The sequence below is a fragment of the Paraflavitalea speifideaquila genome (assembly GCF_032395985.1).
Taxonomy (GTDB): domain Bacteria; phylum Bacteroidota; class Bacteroidia; order Chitinophagales; family Chitinophagaceae; genus Paraflavitalea; species Paraflavitalea speifideaquila.
Window position 1 is genome coordinate 5,854,712 of record NZ_CP135920.1, and the last position, 17,091, is coordinate 5,871,802.

The 17,091-nt window shown below is 46.6% G+C and carries 20 protein-coding genes and 2 pseudogenes; 13 read left to right on the forward strand and 9 right to left on the reverse strand.

Annotated features, from left to right (window positions below; genetic code table 11):
- Positions 1-899 precede the first annotated feature (899 nt).
- The 3 genes from RS881_RS40170 to RS881_RS40180 all read left to right on the forward strand — a co-directional run bounded on the left by RS881_RS40170 (position 900) and on the right by RS881_RS40180 (position 2,137).
- Positions 900-1,043 (forward strand): hypothetical protein, encoded by a 144-nt coding sequence (locus RS881_RS40170; protein WP_315815925.1) that lies wholly within the window; start codon positions 900-902, stop codon positions 1,041-1,043.
- Positions 1,044-1,220: 177 nt separating this feature from the next.
- Positions 1,221-1,667, forward strand: a complete 447-nt coding sequence (locus tag RS881_RS61905) for a hypothetical protein (RefSeq protein ID WP_425476311.1) — start codon at positions 1,221-1,223, stop codon at positions 1,665-1,667.
- Positions 1,668-1,678: 11 nt separating this feature from the next.
- Positions 1,679-2,137: a hypothetical protein gene (locus RS881_RS40180; protein ID WP_315815927.1), complete on the forward strand. Its 459-nt coding sequence runs from the start codon at positions 1,679-1,681 to the stop codon at positions 2,135-2,137.
- A 676-nt stretch (positions 2,138-2,813) separates the two neighbouring features.
- On the opposite strand, the gene RS881_RS60565 is transcribed toward RS881_RS40180, so the two are convergent.
- From RS881_RS60565 to RS881_RS40215, 8 genes are all read right to left on the reverse strand, one after another.
- On the reverse strand, positions 2,814-2,930 hold the full coding sequence (locus RS881_RS60565) for an ATP-binding protein (RefSeq protein WP_350339967.1): 117 nt from the start codon (positions 2,928-2,930) through the stop codon (positions 2,814-2,816).
- On the reverse strand, positions 2,882-3,571 hold the full coding sequence (locus tag RS881_RS40185; RefSeq protein WP_315814079.1) for an ATP-binding protein: 690 nt from the start codon (positions 3,569-3,571) through the stop codon (positions 2,882-2,884). The genes RS881_RS60565 and RS881_RS40185 overlap by 49 nt, the downstream gene beginning before the upstream one ends.
- A gap of 19 nt (positions 3,572-3,590) precedes the next feature.
- On the reverse strand, positions 3,591-5,144 hold the full coding sequence (istA, locus tag RS881_RS40190; protein WP_315814078.1) for an IS21 family transposase: 1,554 nt from the start codon (positions 5,142-5,144) through the stop codon (positions 3,591-3,593).
- Positions 5,145-5,225: 81 nt separating this feature from the next.
- Positions 5,226-5,429 carry a hypothetical protein gene (locus RS881_RS40195; protein WP_315815928.1) on the reverse strand — a complete coding sequence of 68 codons (204 nt, stop codon included), beginning with the start codon at positions 5,427-5,429 and terminating at the stop codon, positions 5,226-5,228.
- Positions 5,426-5,665, reverse strand: coding sequence for a hypothetical protein (locus RS881_RS40200; RefSeq protein ID WP_315815929.1), 240 nt, complete (start codon positions 5,663-5,665; stop codon positions 5,426-5,428). The genes RS881_RS40195 and RS881_RS40200 overlap by 4 nt, the downstream gene beginning before the upstream one ends.
- Positions 5,666-5,673: 8 nt before the next feature.
- Positions 5,674-5,949: a hypothetical protein gene (locus tag RS881_RS40205; protein ID WP_315815930.1), complete on the reverse strand. Its 276-nt coding sequence runs from the start codon at positions 5,947-5,949 to the stop codon at positions 5,674-5,676.
- Between the two features lie 333 nt (positions 5,950-6,282).
- Entirely contained in the window at positions 6,283-6,669 is a 387-nt protein-coding gene (locus tag RS881_RS40210) for a hypothetical protein (protein ID WP_315815931.1), read from the reverse strand.
- 99 nt (positions 6,670-6,768) lie between these two features.
- Positions 6,769-6,897 (reverse strand): hypothetical protein, encoded by a 129-nt coding sequence (locus tag RS881_RS40215; protein WP_315815932.1) that lies wholly within the window; start codon positions 6,895-6,897, stop codon positions 6,769-6,771.
- A gap of 479 nt (positions 6,898-7,376) precedes the next feature.
- Here RS881_RS40215 and RS881_RS40220 point away from each other — a divergent pair, with 479 nt between their 5' ends.
- The 4 genes and pseudogenes from RS881_RS40220 to RS881_RS40230 all read left to right on the forward strand — a co-directional run bounded on the left by RS881_RS40220 (position 7,377) and on the right by RS881_RS40230 (position 8,637).
- Positions 7,377-7,637 (forward strand): DUF389 domain-containing protein, encoded by a 261-nt coding sequence (locus tag RS881_RS40220; RefSeq protein WP_315815933.1) that lies wholly within the window; start codon positions 7,377-7,379, stop codon positions 7,635-7,637.
- Positions 7,588-7,832 (forward strand): annotated as a pseudogene (locus tag RS881_RS60570) (DUF389 domain-containing protein). Before RS881_RS40220 ends, RS881_RS60570 begins: the two are co-directional and overlap by 50 nt.
- A gap of 29 nt (positions 7,833-7,861) precedes the next feature.
- Positions 7,862-8,224 carry a DUF389 domain-containing protein gene (locus RS881_RS40225; RefSeq protein WP_315815934.1) on the forward strand — a complete coding sequence of 121 codons (363 nt, stop codon included), beginning with the start codon at positions 7,862-7,864 and terminating at the stop codon, positions 8,222-8,224.
- A 53-nt stretch (positions 8,225-8,277) separates the two neighbouring features.
- A complete protein-coding gene (locus tag RS881_RS40230) occupies positions 8,278-8,637 on the forward strand; it encodes a hypothetical protein (protein WP_315815935.1) in 360 nt (119 codons plus the stop codon).
- Between the two features lie 405 nt (positions 8,638-9,042).
- Here RS881_RS40230 and RS881_RS40235 read toward each other — a convergent pair whose 3' ends face one another.
- Complete coding sequence (locus RS881_RS40235; protein WP_315815936.1) at positions 9,043-9,345, reverse strand: VOC family protein; 303 nt, start codon at positions 9,343-9,345, stop codon at positions 9,043-9,045.
- Positions 9,346-9,959: 614 nt separating this feature from the next.
- Between RS881_RS40235 and RS881_RS40240 the strand changes: the two genes are divergently transcribed.
- From RS881_RS40240 to RS881_RS40265, 6 genes and pseudogenes are all read left to right on the forward strand, one after another.
- Entirely contained in the window at positions 9,960-10,667 is a 708-nt protein-coding gene (locus RS881_RS40240) for an ABC transporter permease (RefSeq protein ID WP_315815937.1), read from the forward strand.
- Positions 10,603-12,492 (forward strand): FtsX-like permease family protein, encoded by a 1,890-nt coding sequence (locus RS881_RS40245; protein WP_315815938.1) that lies wholly within the window; start codon positions 10,603-10,605, stop codon positions 12,490-12,492. Before RS881_RS40240 ends, RS881_RS40245 begins: the two co-directional genes overlap by 65 nt.
- Positions 12,493-12,514: 22 nt before the next feature.
- Positions 12,515-14,488: an ABC transporter permease gene (locus RS881_RS40250; RefSeq protein WP_315815939.1), complete on the forward strand. Its 1,974-nt coding sequence runs from the start codon at positions 12,515-12,517 to the stop codon at positions 14,486-14,488.
- A 44-nt stretch (positions 14,489-14,532) separates the two neighbouring features.
- Positions 14,533-14,760, forward strand: coding sequence for an ABC transporter permease (locus RS881_RS40255; protein WP_315815940.1), 228 nt, complete (start codon positions 14,533-14,535; stop codon positions 14,758-14,760).
- Between the two features lie 395 nt (positions 14,761-15,155).
- Positions 15,156-15,739, forward strand: a pseudogene (locus RS881_RS40260) (ABC transporter ATP-binding protein).
- A 1-nt stretch (position 15,740) separates the two neighbouring features.
- Positions 15,741-17,090, forward strand: coding sequence for a TolC family protein (locus RS881_RS40265; protein ID WP_315815941.1), 1,350 nt, complete (start codon positions 15,741-15,743; stop codon positions 17,088-17,090).
- Position 17,091 lies beyond the last annotated feature (1 nt).

Consider the following 17,091-nt stretch of genomic DNA (forward strand, 5'->3'; position numbering starts at 1 on the left):
AACGACATAAACCGGCAATGGGGTGTTGGAAACGGGTAGGTGGATGTTGTATGTTTGTAATCGCAGATAGAATCGCAGATTTAATCGCTGATTAAGGGATTAAACGGATTTCGCGGATTGAATCGCAGATGCAAGGATTAAATGGATTACACGGATTATGAACTTTTGCTTCGTTGGATCTCTTTTGAGGGTTTGGCGGAGTATCCATAAAGAAGCTGATCGACTGTGTGGACGGGGCCCCTAAGCACGGTTGATGTACGAGGAGTGTTGTGCAACACTTGGGAATACCAGCTTGGAGCGACGAGCTACGAGCTGTGAGCCTTAGGAGTCAGCAGTCAGGTTTTAGGTATCAGCTATTAGCTTTTGCTTTTAGCGGCCAGGTTGGGCTATTAGCGGTTGGGTTTTAGCAGTTGGCCTTAAGGTTTCGCCATTAGCAGTTTGTTGATGGCTACCGGCTGAGGGCTATTGCCACTGGTTTTCGTTTTGCTGCTGTGATCTATGAAAGGCTTTGGTGAGCCAGCCACCAAGGCTCGACGGCACAAGTACGCCTGGCACAGTTACCGGGCTGCAAACTTGCGCCAGGAACAGCAGAATGGAAGGCAGGTTTTGGCCGGGACAAGGGCCTTGGCTTGAACTGTTAGGAGCTAACGGTTATATAGCCTGTTTTTGAACATGTCAATGTTTGGTAAGTATATACAGCAATGCATGCCATCACCTGTATTGACCTGGTGTTACTATGCAATGGCCCCGTTCGTGAGAGCGGGGCCTATTTTGTCTGAATGTGGTGCCTGAATAGTTAGGACGTGGGCAGTAGCCTGCTGTTCAGAACCGCGAAAACGTAGCCTCATTGATCTTCTTACGCAACTCCGGCAATTAAGAGAATAGGCCTGTAGTTTCCCGTGGGTGCGGCAGGTCGGGCCAAGGGCACCCTGGCCCAGCTCAGCGCCAATCCTGGTCCCCTGGCAAGTGCCGAAACCAGCCTTCACCAGCCTTCCCAGGCTGGCAACAACAAACACAAGGCCTATCTTAAGCGGATATATTAATTAATGAACAATTGAATTATGTAGCGGCCAGCAGTGGCTACCTTCCGGTTGGCGATCCCAATGCCGTACTCCCCTGGCCCAGTCAGCCATCCCCATGACTAAAAATGGATTTCTGTATATTTACGTCAGCAATGAAACCCAGAATTGGGATAGTTTGTCCCGACAGTAACTGTCGGGATGTTCTTTGATAACCTGAGTATACAGCATATTACCGGTCCTATCATCGAGGAAACGCATTACTATCCGTTTGGATTGACTATGGCAGGGATATCCTCCAAAGCCATTGGTAAACTGGATAACAAGTACGAATACAATGGCAAGAAAAGGAGTTTAGTGATGGTAGTGGTTTGGAATGGTATGATTATGGGGCCAGGATGTATGATGCGCAGATTGGCAGGTGGCATGTGGTGGATCCCTTATCAGAAAAAAATACGTCGGCATTCTCCCTACAATTATGCTTTTAATAACCCAATGCGGTTTATTGATCCTGATGGGATGTTAGCTGAAGACGAAATTAGAAATGACAAAGAAAGGGCTGTAGTAGAGGAAAAAAGTTACTTAAACAAGAGGTCAATCAGGATACGCAATTATGGACATTTAAGACTAAAACACCATTCCAAATAACTGGCAAAGCTGTGTTTTCATTCGATTTTGAAGTAACAGTAAACACAACGGTTAATACCTATGAAGTTGGCGAAGGAGAAAACAAGGAAATAGTTACAGAAACTATTACGACAACTGATATTAAAATCTTAGAGAGTACTATAACATTTGATGCTGAGGGATTTAGAGGATTCATGGACTTGGCAAGTAGAAACCCCAAAGAGTATTCGAAGCAATCAAGAATGGATGACAGGCAAGGAGTAACATTTCTTAGTGCCAACGTCAGTATGGATGCTACAATATTATGGGGATATAATAACCTTTCTTTTGGTACAGGGTGGGACCCTGTAGGATATGAGGTTCATATACTTGCTGATAAAGAAAAAGAACCGATAGCTATGATGCATGCGGTACATGGGATAGACAACAGGAAGGCAAACGATTTTAAAAGTAGTGTGCAATTAAAAAGTAAAAACAAGTCCAAGAATTGACTATCCTCCAGGTATAAAGAGCAGAGATATGAAAAAGTCTATTGTTGTTATAGGTAAAATCCTGGACATCTTGTATTACATTGGCGCTGTCATGTTCCTTTTAGGTAATATAGCACTTTGGGGAGAGAAGGGTCCAATACTCGACTCATTTTGGACCGGCCTTTCTATCTGTATAATACTCTTCTGCGTGTTGACCTTTATTGTATACAGGACAATAAAATGGGCCAAAACAAAGAAAAGAAAAAAGGAATGAATTATTGGATATCCTATTGAGTATAGCTGAATTTCCAAGATTGGAATAAGGCATGAATTTGGCTAAAATTTATCAAAGCCTCCTGATTGGCATATGAAGCAAATTTTTATGGGTAGGGTACTCATATCATACCTTTACAAGAAAACGCAAGCGCGCTGTATTGTGAAAGACCTGCTTGTCACGGGAAAGGAAATGTACTAAGTGTACTTTTTACCTGGATAAACTGCACTCCATCCTATTTCAATCGGCGAAATCCCTCTCAAATCCCTATAATCCGCGATTCAACTTGTCTCTACCACCTTCAGCCCCGGTATGTAGTCGGCAACCCAAAGTGCAGAGTTTTTGGCAATCACGAGTGCAGAGATTTCGGCAACAATGAGTACACAAAAAATGGCAACAAGAGTGCAGAGCTCAAAAGTAGATTTAGTTGTTCTGTTCTTCAAAAATAGTTTTGCGATTTTTAAGCCTGTAGCTCTTTCCAGTGAGGTTAATCACTTCGCATTGGTATAGTAGCCTATCCAGTAGTGCCGTTGCCAGCACCTCATCATTAAGCATCTGTGCCCATTCCGCCGGTTTTTATTGGTGGTAATAATGAAAGATGTTTTTTCATAAACCTGGTTAATAAAATTGAACAGTAATACCGCCTCTTTCTTTTCTACGGGGAACAGCATGATGTCGTCTATTACAATCAGGTGGGCGTTTAAAAGACGCTTGTATTCAGCCTTTGCGGAGGCTGTAATCTCCTTCATCTTAAGCGTGCCGATAAGTGTGTCCATAGTGCGGAAGTAAGCCTTATAGCCTTTCTTTACCGCTTCATTGCATAGTCCTGCCGAGAGGAATGTTTTTCCTGTACCGGATGGCCCCATCAAGATGATATTAAAAATCTGATCCATCCAGTGTAGCTCCCGTAATTGATGTAGCCGGGTAATACTAAGGCCATTTGTGAAGGCTGGGTCATAAGCTGCCAGATCACAGTATCGGGGCAGGGTGGCCAGTTTTAGCCGCTTTTTGATGTCTCTTTGCCTGCGGTACTCTGCTTCGGTGGTCAGGAAGCCCAGGGTATAATCAATATACCCCAGCGCCCTGGCTTCCGCATCGGTAATAAGTTCGTCTATTACCTTGTTTACGCCAGTCATGTTAAACTGCTGGCAGTACTGCCTGATCATTTGTTTTTGTTCCATGTATTGCTGTTGTGTGTGTTTAAAACATATCGTAATCGTTAATAGAGCTGGTGTCAGGCTGTATTAGTGCCTCTGTGGGTGTTTTGTGGTTTAGTGGATTGAGGTACACTACAGGGGCTTGCTGATCTTCCAGCTCGTTGTTCAGATGCAGCACCACTGATTTAAAGTCGGCAGCTCCTTTTGCTCCAATCTTCAGACAATAGGCTAATGCCTGCGCTGCAATAACCGGTTGGCAATGCTGCGCCACCTGTATCAGCAGCAGTAACTGGTCGCGTATGTAACGAGGTTTATCCTGCCGGATGGCAGAGATGAACCTGCCGGCAGCTTCAGCATCACTGACCAGTGAGCAGAACTGGTCTTCCAGCTCCTGTATAGCAGGACTCTTGTCACGGCGATGATCATTGTTAATAATTTTCTCTCCGCTGCCAGAGCTGATCAGATGGCGGCAGAGTTCCTGGTGTTCTAAATTATAGACAACAATGCAGGTGCCTTGCCTTGCCAGCAGCACCTGGCTGCCGCGTCCCTGATAGGTGCTGGAAGGTAAAGAGTAGAAGTTGCCTTTATAGGAGAAGCTGTTGTCTTTACGAACGGCATAAAGCGTTCCTTTAGGCCCTTGCAGTACCAGTGGCGTATAAGGATGAAGCAGGGATTTTTCTATGATCCATTCCTGTATGGGCTGTTTGCGGGTGGTACTATGGGGTAACTCATTGGCTGTTCTGCTTAGCCAGGCCAGTGCTTCTGCATTCAGGGTATCTATATCGCTAAAGGAGCGATTATACAGGAAGTTCTGTTTTACGTATTTTACGACGTTCTCTACCTTTCCCTTGCTTTCCGGATCGGATTTACGGCAGAAGTGCAGCTTGAACTTACGCTGGCTGCTATAGGCCCTGAACTGTTCAGTAAGGATCAGATCTCCCTTATTCTCATCTACAATGAACAACCTGTCCTGATCGTATACCACTGTATCAGGCAGTCCCTCTATAAAGGCAAAGGCATGCTCATGGGCTTCTATAGCGGTGATGGCAGTGAAGGGTTCCTGTGAGAAAAAGACGTACTTATACCGGGATCTTGACAGCACTAGTGTAAAAAAGTATACTTTAACCCTACCACCCTGTGTGTTACGCATATTGTACTGCCCAAAGTCGACCTGTGCCTGCGCTCCATAAGGTGTCTCCGGCACCATCTCATACACCCGTACCCCTTCGGTTTTCACTAACTGGTACCGCTGGCGTACACGGGATACGTAATTAAATACGGTTCTCACAGATACGGAAGGCAGATCAGGGTAATGTTCTTTCAGCCAGTCGTGCATCTGTGCCGATGAGGTGTCGGGATACTGCTCCAGCTTCAACTTTATAAACACTTCGTAGCGATCCAATATACAATCCTTTTCTACCCCACGTTGCAGTATCTCCTCGTAATCACGGTCATCCTCTACCACCAACAGGCGCTTTACAGTACGCCAGTTTAAACCCAGGTGATTGCTGATGTAACTGATGGAAAATCCTTCTCTCGATAATCTGTGTACTTCGTGATACGTCATAAGCTTCGATAAATACGGTGTCAGCGCCATGAATGGGGTATTGATTAACCCACAAAGCTCTGCACTCTTTGTTGCCGATTTCTCTGCACCGTTGTTGCCGAAAACTATGTATCAGTTGTTGCCGATTTCTATGTATTCCTGATTGCCGAAAACTGTGTAGTTGTAGTTGCCGATTACACGGTAACTAGCCACCTCATAAAACCGCTTTACATACGTACCTCCCGTAACCCCCAGCAACACTACATAGGGGGCTGTAGCCGAAGGCGCAGGTACTTCCAGCTTCAGTGCTCCAGGCTCCTCTGAAAAGGGCGTCATCGAACCAGCAGCGATTTCCTTGCGCACACCCCCTTGGCAAAAGAAGGATACAACACAACCACCTGCAACTGGTAATGCGTCATTTTCTTCACATCATTTTTCTTTGGGGCTTTATCAAGTACAATCGTAATCTCCAGTGTTTTACTCCCACGTTCAACCCCTACCTGGTAACAAACTCCCAGTAACCTATCCAAGGGTTGTTTCGCATCACATTCCAGTCCCGATAGCATGCCCACATGCGGCTTTAAACCTGCTTTGGCCTGCTTGAAAAAACAGACAACAACCGCCACCACAAACTGCCATCCCGTTGCTCATCCTTTAAAGCATCAAAGATCCCTTTGGCTTGCTTATTGCAGGTCATTAGCTTGTCCTTGCAAAACTTCATCGTCTTGTTAAGCGAAATAGGCGTATAAGTACCACGTTCCATACGTGTATGAGGACCATATGTTGGACTGTCCACATAAGTTACATTCCCCAGCGTTCCCTTGAACTTAAAAACAGCAGATATATTCTTTGCCATATCCTAAGCTTTTTGGTTTCAATAATTGATTTCTGTGGGGCCACCCTCCACTTAAACCTATCTACGAAATAAAATAGAGGATAGATCTTACAGAGACATTTTAGAGACCTTATAGAGACCTGCTCCCCAAGCTGCTTTTATGGACGCTCCGGCCAGCTCCCCAGCATCCTCCCCCTGATCTATCCATTCCTTATCCTCCAGGTGCTTCAGGTACAGGCACAAAAGAACGCCCCTCCTCACTGGCGCAAGATTGAGGGGTAGGTCATGAGCGTTAGCATCTTGTGCCTGTATGAAACTACTGAAGCCACCTATTTACTGGTGGCTTTATCATATTCAGGAAGCATAGGCCTGTTTGGCTTTGTAGTCTCTGACGTAAGCGGAGATAATTTTTATCAGGATGCCTTGTTCTTCTTCGGGCAGGGCATTCACATCTTTAAAGCGTTGTATCAGTTCAGCGCTATTCAGCGATACTTTAGCCTTCTCCGTTTTATTCCCGCTGATCAGGTAACTAAGGATTGCGGTAACAAAAAGGCCCCTGTCGCAACCTGGCGCACCCTGTCGTATAGTGTCGCAATAAAATGTTAAATCTTTAGATGGTCTGAAATTACGATCATAGAAGAACCGGTGCCTATCACTTTGGTATACCACCAGGCACACCCCATGACAATACCTGGAACACCCCTTGATGAACGGCAACCTGCTTCCAGCACAAGACACCACTTGGTATTTATCCTGGTAAAGTCATGGTCAGGCCCCCTCAGGTCTCCACCCCTGCCTTATTCCGGGCTAAGCCTTGGGTAGGTCCTGGGTTCTCCCTGGTCAGGTCCAGGTGAGCAGTAAGGCAACAGTAAAGGAACCGTAAAGCAATAGTAAGGAAGGAGAACTCAAATGCAGGCGGAATGCGGGTTTGTATTGTTTTCGATTGGCAAAACCAGCCACCTGGCGCATTTGATCGAAATGGAAGTTTTAAGCATAGATTGGTAAAACATAAGTATTGTCTCCTTATTCAATATACGAAATATCTGGCGACCTGTTTTACCATAGGGAAAAAATTCACCATGAAGCTAACACAATCTATTCAATGCGGGGCTATATTAAGCTTTCCAGTACTTGTTTATATAGGCTGCAATTTCTTCTATCGTATGATCAAGGTAGAACGAAAGATCAATAGTTACAGTACCCCTCAAACACCCCCATACTACCCTTGAAATGTAGATTACGCAGATCTAACCGCAGCCTACACTGTTTTGGGCGGAAAACGCGGATGCAATATCTTTAATATGCCAACCTTATTCCCACCCCCATCCCCCAAATCATTGATAGCGGATGCTCAATAGCCGGCATCTGTATTTCGATCTTGAAATCTGCATTTCCAAATCTGTGTAATCAACGATTCAATCCGCGATCCACACTAAAACAATCTACCCATGACGAATTCTTTTTGGGACAAATTCCGTTTACAACAGGAGAAAGAAAATGCTGATATTGTCATTGATAATATCGACAAAGGCGTAGTATTCAAAGGCACCAATTTATGGGTATTGATCTTTGCCATTTTCATAGCTTCCCTCGGCCTCAATGTAAATTCTACAGCCGTTATCATCGGCGCCATGCTCATTCCCCCTTATGGGTCCCATCATGGGCATAGGCCTGGGCGTAGGTATCAACGACCTCTCCCTGCTCCGTAAAGCCATCTACAACTATTCTATCGCTACAGGAGTAGCCCTCGCCACTTCTACCCTTTTCTTCCTGCTGTCCCCCTCAATGACGCCCATTCCGAGATCCTGGCAAGAACCTCCCCCAATATTTATGATGTGCTCATTGCCTTGTTTGGCGGCCTCGCAGGCATCCTGGCCACCTCCAGCAAACAAAAGGCAATGTAATTCCCGGGGTAGCCATTGCTACCGCTTTAATGCCGCCCCTTTGTACTGCCGGCTATGGCCTTGCCACTTTGAAACTTTCCTTTTTACAGGCGCCTTCTACCTCTTTTTTGATCAATACCGTTTTTATTGCCCTGGCTACTTTTATAACCGTCAGGTTCCTGAAGTTCCCCTATAAACACCTGCCCGATCCCAAAGCTGATGCCAGAGCCAATAGAATTATTTGGTTCATCGTCACCCTCACCTTAATCCCCAGCATTTACCTGGGATATGAAATTGTTCAACAAGAAAAATTCCTCAAAAGGCGCAACAGTTTATCGATGCCGAAGCCAAATTTCCCAATGATTACCTCCTGCAAAAAAATATCGACCCCCAAAAAAGAACCATTGCATTAACCTATGGCGGCGCCGAAATACGGCAAGAAGACATTGACAAGTTAAAGGGAAAATTGAAAAACTTTGAACTCACCAATACTACCCTCGAGATCAACCAGGGATTTGCTTACCTCACAGCAACAGGTACCAACAATGAACACAACGAACAACTGAACCAGGTAAACTCCATCTTAAAAGCAAAGGAAGCCGAATTACAAACCTTGCGCACCCAGTTCGATACCATTCAGCAATTCAACGCACAGGGCAGGCAGCTTTTTGATGAATTGAAAATACAATACCCCGATATTGATAGCCTTCTCATTGGGTCGGGTAATGCCGTAAAAGACAACAGCGCCCTCCCAGGTCAATGGGTGGCCCTTTATTTTACCCGTAAAAACTACCCGCCGATAAGATCAAAATGGAAAGCTGGCTAAAAACCCGCCTGCGCAATTACAAACTGGGCGTGTTCTTTCCATAGCCCGTCCAGTGCGTCTACCATCCATCTCCCGGACCAATCATTTTTCAAACAAAAAAGAGGATGCCTTTTAAAAGACACCCTCTTTCTATTGAAGTAAGACCTTATTGGCTATTCACCTGGCCAACCTTTTAACGGATCAACTTTTAAACCTGTCAACTTCCGGACTTTCCGGTCTTCCAGACTTTCCGTCTTCCGGTCTTTCCGACTTCCGGACTTCCCGTCTTCCCGTCTTCCCGTCTTCCGGTCTTCCGGTCTTCCGGTCTTCCGGTCTTCCGGTCTTCCCGACTTCCCGACTTTCCCGTCTTCCCGTCTTCCCGACTTTCCCGACTTCCAACTCACTTATGCTCCCTTGCATCATAGTTCACCATCCATTGAATGCCAAACTTGTCCTTAAAATTGCCATAATAAGCTCCCAGAACATATCCGCCAAAGGCATTTCCACTACACCGCCAGCACTCAATCCATTAAACAAACGCTCTGCTTCTTCCCGGCTTGCAGGACTTAAACAGATATGCACATTGTTTCCTTCTACCAGTTTATGCCCCATCGAAGGCACAATATCCGATGCCAGCAGCATCGTATTATTTCCAATCGGCAGCGAAATATGCATCACCCGGTTCTTCTCATTGTCCGGCAGGTTTTCCGTACCTGGCGCGTCTGTCATTTTAGCAATAGTCAGAAATTCACCGCCAAATACCGACTTATAAAAGTAAAAGCCGCTTCGGCAGTACCATCAAAATTTAAGTAAGGATTCATTGTTGCCATACTAAACAGTTTTATTGGTGTGTAAATAAGGATGAAGTGGTCATGAACGGGGTTTTAAAGGTAACCATCTTATGAATGAAAAAATCCCCCTTTCCACCACCTCACCCGACATGCAACCAGTTTCCGGGTAGAGTTACAACTACCCCGCCTCCCAACACCTGCCTGTAACCCAGCCAGGCAGTCCCCTATGCCAACTCCCCACTGGCCCTCCTCATTCCCGGCATTTACCGGACCACTCACCACTCGCCCCACTGGCTCCCGGCGCCACTCGCCTTTCCAATGTATCAAAACCGGACAGTTTTTGTATCGGAAACGGACTACTTCTTATCACGAACACCGTCTAACAAATTGCAAATCATTCAACTACGTTCTGGCATGTGTTTGCCATACTACCCGCAGGCTCCCAAATGGCCAGGGAAAGTATAGCCATGAAAAAGTACCCTGATGCAACATACAGCCGTTACGGGAGCCTATTAGTTTATTCCTTATAAACTAATTAAAACAAAACCATTTATGATCAGGAATTATTTCATATTGGCCTTCCGCAATGTCAGGAAACACAAAGCCTTCTCCTTCATCAATGTGTTGGGGCTGGCCATTGGCATCAGCGCATCCCTCGTGATTTTCCTGCTCGTACAATATGAAAACGGGTTCGACCGCCACCACCAGGACTACGATCGCATCTACCGCGTTGTGACCGCCCTCAATTACAATGGTACTCCTTATGATAACAGCGGCGTATGCGCGCCCCTGCCAGCCGCAGCCCGCACTACCCTGCCCGGCATCGAAACGGCTGTAGCCTTTCATACCATGTATAATCCAACAGCTGACATCCTGAAAAACAACCACCAAAAACAAGAAGTATTCAAAGCCCGCAAAGGCGTCATCTTCACCGACCAACATTATTTCAGTCTCTTTACCCATACCTGGATCGCCGGCTCACCCGATGTACTCCAACAACCCTTTTCCAGTGTGCTGACCGAGAGCCGCGCCAAAGAATACTTTTCCCTGACCGATCCTGCACAGGCCATTGGACGACGCATTACCTACGACGACAGCATGGAAGTAACTGTAGCCGGTATTGTGAAAGACATCACGGAACGTACAGACCTAAACTTTAAAGAATTCATTTCCCTGGCCACCATTCCGGCCAAAAATGGAAGAAGCCCTTTGGTACAATACCTGGAACAATTACAACGCCTCTTCACAGTTCTTTGTTAAACTCAAAAAAGGCGCCTCGCCCCAACAGGTAGCTGCGCAGGCTACCGCTCTGGTAGTAAAAAACTCACCCCAAATGAGCGGCTTTAAGGCTACCAACTTATTGCAGCCACTGGGTGACCTCCATTTCAGCACCGTTTACGAAAACTATGGACAGCGCAAAGCCCATAAGCCTACCCTCAATGGTTTGTTGCTCGTAGCCGGGTTTCTCCTGCTGTTGGGTTGTATCAACTTCATCAACCTCACCACGGCCCAGGCCGCACAAAGAGCCAAAGAAACTGGCATCCGCAAAACCATGGGCGGCACCCGCTGGCAGCTAATGTCCCAGTTCCTCAGCGAAACCTTTGCCCTTACCATCATAGCTACCCTATTGTCCATTGCCCTGGTGCCCTATTTACTCAAACTATTTTCCAATTATCTGCCCGAAGGGGTTGCTTTCAAACAGCTATTACAACCCGGCCTCCTGGCTTTCATCGGCCTGCTGGTAGTGGTGATAGGCCTGGTATCCGGCTTCTACCCTTCCCTGGTCCTGTCGCGCTTTAAACCCGTACAGGTGCTGAAAAACCAGGCCGTTGCCGGTAGTGGTAAAACAAGGACCGCCTGGCTGCGCAAAACCCTGACCGTTTCTCAATTCATCATCGCCCAGTTCTTGATCATCGGCACCCTCATGGTATCCAAACAGATCCATTATTCCATCAATAAAGACCTGGGTTACCGCAAGGATGCCATCATTAATTTTACCATCCCCTGGCGCGAACTAAGTGCCTCGAAGAAACAAGTATTGTTGGAGAAATTTAAAGCCATTCCCGAAATAAAAATGGTGAGCCTCAGCGGCATGGCCCCTGCATCAAAAGGCTTCACCTCCACCAGTCTTACATTCGATGATGGCAAAAAAACCATCGAAAGCCAAACCGAGATCCGCCAGGCCGATGCCGATTATTTCAACCTCTACCAGCTCAAACTGGTGGCCGGCAATATGCTGCAGCCCAGCGATACCCTGGCCAAAGAATACATCGTTAATGAAGCCTATGCCCGTGCCATGGGTTATGCCCGGCCTGCTGATATCGTCGGTAAGTTCATTAGCAGAGGACACGATAAAACACAACTGCCCATCGTTGGAGTAGTAGCCGATTTTCATATCCAGTCCCTGCACCAGGCTATCAAACCCCTGGCGTTCTTCACAAAAACCAAAGAATCCAATACCTTCCATATCCTGCTGCCACCCTTACAGGCTGGCGGCAATAACTGGAAGCAGGCACTGGCTAAAATAGACCAGTCATTGAAAGAAGTATATCCCGAAAGAACTTTCGATTATGCCTTCTTTGATGAACAGATTGCTGCCTTTTATAAAACCGAACAATCCATGGCAGGCCTGCTTACCTGGGCCAGTGCATTGGCAGTAGCCATCAGCTGTCTGGGTTTATTGGGACTGGTTATTTATACCACCCACCAGCGGGTAAAAGAGATCGGGGTACACAAAGTATTGGGCGCATCTGTAACCCAGATCATTTCCCTGCTGTCAAAAGATTTTGTAGTCCTGGTTATCCTGGCGTTTGTGATCACCGCCCCCTGGCTGGCTGGGCCGCCAATACCTGGTTGCAAAACTTTGCTTACCGCACTTCCATCTCCTGGTGGATATTTGCCGCAGGCGGGGAATGATGCTGCTCATTGCGTTGTTGACCGTAAGCATTCAAACCGTCCGGGCAGCCCTGGCCAACCCGGTAAAGGCCTTAAGAACAGAATAAAGAAAAACAAGCCGCAAGCTTTGAGCTGCGAGCTACGAGTTATAGAAAACAAATCCTTTCCAGGCAAACGGCTCGAAGCTTAAAGGACTAAAAAAATAAACCAACTTGATACGTAATTATCTCAAAATAGCGATCCGAAACCTGATGAGGAATAAAACATTTTCCTTCATCAATATATTCGGTTTGGGATTGAGTATGGCCGTATGCCTCCTGGTGATCATCCACCTCAAAGACCAGTTGAGCTACGACAAATTCCATCCCCAGCCCAACCGCACCTGGCGTATTATTACCCATATCACCAGCAAAGAAGGCAATGCCCACACTTTTGCCAGTACCCCCTTACCCCTGGCCGATAAACTCTCGACCGATTTCAACCTCATAGAATCCTTTACCCGCATCTACCCCCATAATGCCAGTGCTACCAATGGCGTAAAAGAATTGCGGTTGAGCCAGGCATTTGTCGACTCCAATTTCTTCAACATCTTTGGATATACCCTGCAGGCTGGCAACCCACAAACTGCTTTAGCCGCTCCTAACAGCATTGTATTGAGCAAAGAAGTAGCAGAAAAATTCTTTGGCAATGCCAATGCTATGGGTCAGGTACTGTCGTTTACCGGGCTGGGTGATTTCCACGTAACCGGTATCATGAATACACCGGCCGGCAAATCGCATGTTGAACAGGATGCCCTCCTCTCTATGAGCTCCATGCCACTGCTCGAAAAAACAGGCAAACTGTCCGCCAACCTGCAACAATGGAACAATTTTACCGGTGCTTATACCTACCTGCTGCTAAAACCTCAGGTAAAGCAACAACAACTGACGCAGGCCGTACAAACCATTTCCAATGGCCTGATGAAACAAAGCAAGCTGGAAGGGAAAGAGAACTTCTCCTTTGCCCTGCAGCCATTGAATAAGATCATCCTGAGCGAAGAGATGAACTCCCCACTGGGCAATACCGGCTCCCGGGGTAAAATGCTGGCCGAAGTGGTCATAGCTTTCATCATCCTTTTATCGGCCTGTTTCAACTATACCAACCTATCAGTAGCCCGTTCCCTCAAAAGAGGTAAAGAAGTGGGTATCCGCAAAGTATCCGGCGCCGTACGCGGCCAGGTATTTACCCAGTTCATAATTGAATCCCTACTCACTTCCTGCCTGGCCCTGGTATTGGCCTACCTGCTGCTGCGACTGATCACAGGTCAGCCTTTTGCCCAGGAGATCACAGGCGGTATTGACCTTTCACTTGATGCCAGTACCTGCACCTGGTTTATTCTCTTCAGCCTTTTTGCCGGTTTATTGGCAGGCGTTTTACCCGCCTGGGCTTTGTCATCTTTCAAACCCGTGGAAGTATTGAAAAACCTGGCTACTGTAAAATTATTCCTGGGCAATAATTTCAGGAAAACCCTCATCGTGGGTCAGTTTACCCTTTCCCTCGTTGCCACTGTATTCACCCTGACCTTTTTCCGCCAGTTCGATTATATGGCCAATGCCGATCCGGGATTCAAGCGGGATCATATTATTACCATTCCCCTGGCGGCCACCAGCCAGCCCGTATTTAAACATGAGCTCGAACAGCTCAACGGTGTATCCCAGGTAGCCTCCATCTCTACCATTCCGGGCAAAGACGCTACTGGCTACGCCAGCATAAGGCCCCAACCCGGCGCTACCGCCATTGGCATGGATTATTATTATGCCGATGCCGCCATATTCAAAACACTGAAGCTGACCTTGCTGGCAGGCACTGCCTTTCCGCTTCAGGCCGATAGCGTGCGCACTGAAACTCATGTAGTGTTGAACGAAATGGCCTTGCAACGATTGCACATCAATTCACCCCAGGAAGCCATTGGCAAAGCCATCTGGATCGACGATAGCGTACAGGTACAAATAGCCGGCGTAATGAAAAATGTATCCCATCGCGGTATGGCCATTCCCTTTATGCCCTTGGTCATACGTAATAAACCCACTGCCTTCCATTACCTGGTGGTCAATACAGCCAATGGTTTACCCTTCAGCTTCTTGAAAACAGTGGAAAGCACCTGGAAAAACAATACCCCAACCAACCCTTTGAAGGTAAATGGTTAAACGAAGATTGGATCAACCGCAACAAAGCAACCGGTACCGTAGGTATGCTGGGTTTTCTTACCCTTATTACCATCACCATTGCTTCCCTGGGCCTGCTGGGCATGGTGATCTATAGTACCGAAACCCGCCGCAAAGAGATCGGTATCCGCAAAGTAATGGGCGCCAGCATTGCCATCATCATGACCTTACTAAGCAGAAGCTTCCTGAAACTGTTACTCATCGCAGGCGCCATTGCCCTGCCCATTGGGTACCTGTTGGGTTTCTTCTTTTAAACATATTCGCAAACCGCATATCAATAGGTATAGATATTTTATTCATCAGTTTCGGCAGTATGCTATTGATCGCATTAATGTCTATTATTACACAAATTTACCGGGTAGCCGCAGCCAATCCGGTGAATAGCTTGAGAAGTGAGTAAGAATACAAGCTACGAGCCGCGAGCCATGAGCTACGGGCTAAAGACAGAAAGATAAGAACAGAACTAATGGCTCGCAGCTCGAAGCTCACAGCTCAAAGCTGGTTCTCAAAAAACAAATAGTAAACAAAAACAATAGACCACATGTTAGAGTTAAAGCATATCTCCAAATGGGTTAATGTAGGCGGAAAGCCAACCTTTCTCTTAAAAGATGTTAACCTCACCGTGAATGCAGGCGAATTCCTGTCCATCATGGGCCCTTCCGGATCGGGTAAATCCACCCTCCTCCACATCATCGGCATGTTGGATGATGCCAATGAAGGCGAATACTATTTTAATGGCGAGGCTGTGCACAGCATGAAAGAAAAACAACGCTCACAATTATACAAAAGACATATCGGCTTTGTATTCCAGGCTTATCACCTCATTGATGAGCTCACCGTATACGAGAATATTGAAACCCCGCTTATCTACCAGGATGTCAAAGCGTCCGAACGTAAAGCCATGGTAGCCGATATACTCGACCGCTTCCAGATCGTAGGAAAAAAGACCTCTTCCCTACCCAGCTTTCCGGCGGCCAGCAACAATTGGTAGGTATTGCACGGGCCCTCATTGCCAAACCACAGCTACTCCTGGCCGATGAGCCTACCGGCAACCTCAACTCAAAACAAGGGGAGGATATTATGGACCTTTTCAAACAACTGAACAAAGAAGGCGTCACCATTATCCAGGTTACCCACTCCGAAAAAATGCAGGCTATGGATCACATATCATCAACCTGCTCGACGGAAGGATCGATAACGCCTAAACCAATAAAATCAATTAAAAGAGAATAGAATGAAACCCGGTAAAGCCTTGATGATCTGTTATGCGGTAGTATCTATGTCGCTGAACAGTATGGCACAAAATACGCCCCTGACACTGCAACAGTGTGTTGAAACGGCTATTGCCAATAATGTAGACGTAAAGACCAGAGACTTCCAGTCACAACGCGAACGCGTGAATGCCAAACAGGGAAGGGATAACTTAATCCCCACCCTGAATGGGAATATAGACCACAACCTCAATACAGGCCGCAGTATTAACCCTTATACCAACGCCTATGTAGAGCAAACCTATTCTTCTGCTACTTATAACGCCAATACAGATGTAACGCTGTTTAATGGATGGCGCTTGCTCAACAACCTGAAAAGTACACAATATGCCTATGAGGCCAGCCGTATGGAGATGCAACAGCAGAAAGACAAACTGATGCTGGATGTCATACTCGCCTACCTCCAGATACTGACCAACGAGGACCTGTTGGACCAGGCTCGGAAACAGCTGGCGGTAAGCAGCAAACAGGTAGAACGTCTTGATATCATGAACAAGGAAGGAGCGATAAAGCCTGCCGACCTCTACGACCTCAAAGGCCAGTATGCCGACAACCAGCTTACCATTACTAACATACGCAATAACCTCAATGCCGCCAGGCTCAGCCTTGCCCAACTAATGAACCTGCCCTACCGGGAAGACCTGCAGGTACAGAAGTTGGATGCTGCCCAATTCGGTTTGGATTATGCAGCCTCTACAGAAGATATCTTCAAAATAGCCCTTGAACAACTCGCCATCATCAAGGGTGTGGATCTACGGAAAAAAAGCGCCGAGAAAACCGTGGCCTCTACCCGTGGAAGGCTCGCTCCCTCCATTGGCTTTGGTGCAGGCGTCAATACCAATTTCTCCAGCCTCGCCCTGGATGGAAACGATAAGAAGATCAAATACTACGACCAGTTGAAAAACAACTACCGCCTCAATGCCGGTATCGGTATAAATATTGGCATTCTCAACAACTGGCGCGTCAGAAACCAACTCGCATTGGATAAGATCAACCTGAAAGAAGCAGAATTTGCAGCACAAACCGCCCACATACAATTGAGACAAAATATTGAAAGAGACCATTTCAATATGGATGCCTCACTGAATAAATACAAAGTGCTTGTAGACCAGGTGAGCGCCTATACCGAAACCTTCCGGGCTGCAGAAGTTCGGTTCCTTGAAGGCGCTTCCACTTCGGTAGATTACCTCATTGCAAAAAATAACCTCGACCGCGCCAATATCAACCTCATCATTGCCCGGTATGATTATGTGTTGCGTACCAAGATCCTTGATTACTACCAGGGCAAAAATGCTTTGGTAACGATCAGATAAG

Bases quoted from the DNA above. Each gene is read 5' to 3' on its own strand.
- RS881_RS40220 (WP_315815933.1), top strand. From the start codon at position 7,377: ATGACGAATTCTTTTTGGGACAAATTCCGTTTACAACAGGAGAAAGAA.
- RS881_RS40215 (WP_315815932.1), bottom strand. From the start codon at position 6,897: ATGCGCCAGGTGGCTGGTTTTGCCAATCGAAAACAATACAAACCCGCA.
- RS881_RS40225 (WP_315815934.1), top strand. From the start codon at position 7,862: ATGCCGCCCCTTTGTACTGCCGGCTATGGCCTTGCCACTTTGAAACTT.
- RS881_RS40195 (WP_315815928.1), bottom strand. From the start codon at position 5,429: ATGACGCCCTTTTCAGAGGAGCCTGGAGCACTGAAGCTGGAAGTACCT.
- RS881_RS40185 (WP_315814079.1), bottom strand. From the start codon at position 3,571: ATGGAACAAAAACAAATGATCAGGCAGTACTGCCAGCAGTTTAACATG.
- RS881_RS40245 (WP_315815938.1), top strand. From the start codon at position 10,603: ATGGAAGAAGCCCTTTGGTACAATACCTGGAACAATTACAACGCCTCT.
- istA (WP_315814078.1), bottom strand. From the start codon at position 5,144: ATGGCGCTGACACCGTATTTATCGAAGCTTATGACGTATCACGAAGTA.
- RS881_RS61905 (WP_425476311.1), top strand. From the start codon at position 1,221: ATGTTCTTTGATAACCTGAGTATACAGCATATTACCGGTCCTATCATC.
- RS881_RS40235 (WP_315815936.1), bottom strand. From the start codon at position 9,345: ATGACAGACGCGCCAGGTACGGAAAACCTGCCGGACAATGAGAAGAAC.
- RS881_RS40265 (WP_315815941.1), top strand. From the start codon at position 15,741: ATGAAACCCGGTAAAGCCTTGATGATCTGTTATGCGGTAGTATCTATG.
- RS881_RS40240 (WP_315815937.1), top strand. From the start codon at position 9,960: ATGATCAGGAATTATTTCATATTGGCCTTCCGCAATGTCAGGAAACAC.
- RS881_RS40255 (WP_315815940.1), top strand. From the start codon at position 14,533: ATGCTGGGTTTTCTTACCCTTATTACCATCACCATTGCTTCCCTGGGC.
- RS881_RS40205 (WP_315815930.1), bottom strand. From the start codon at position 5,949: ATGGCAAAGAATATATCTGCTGTTTTTAAGTTCAAGGGAACGCTGGGG.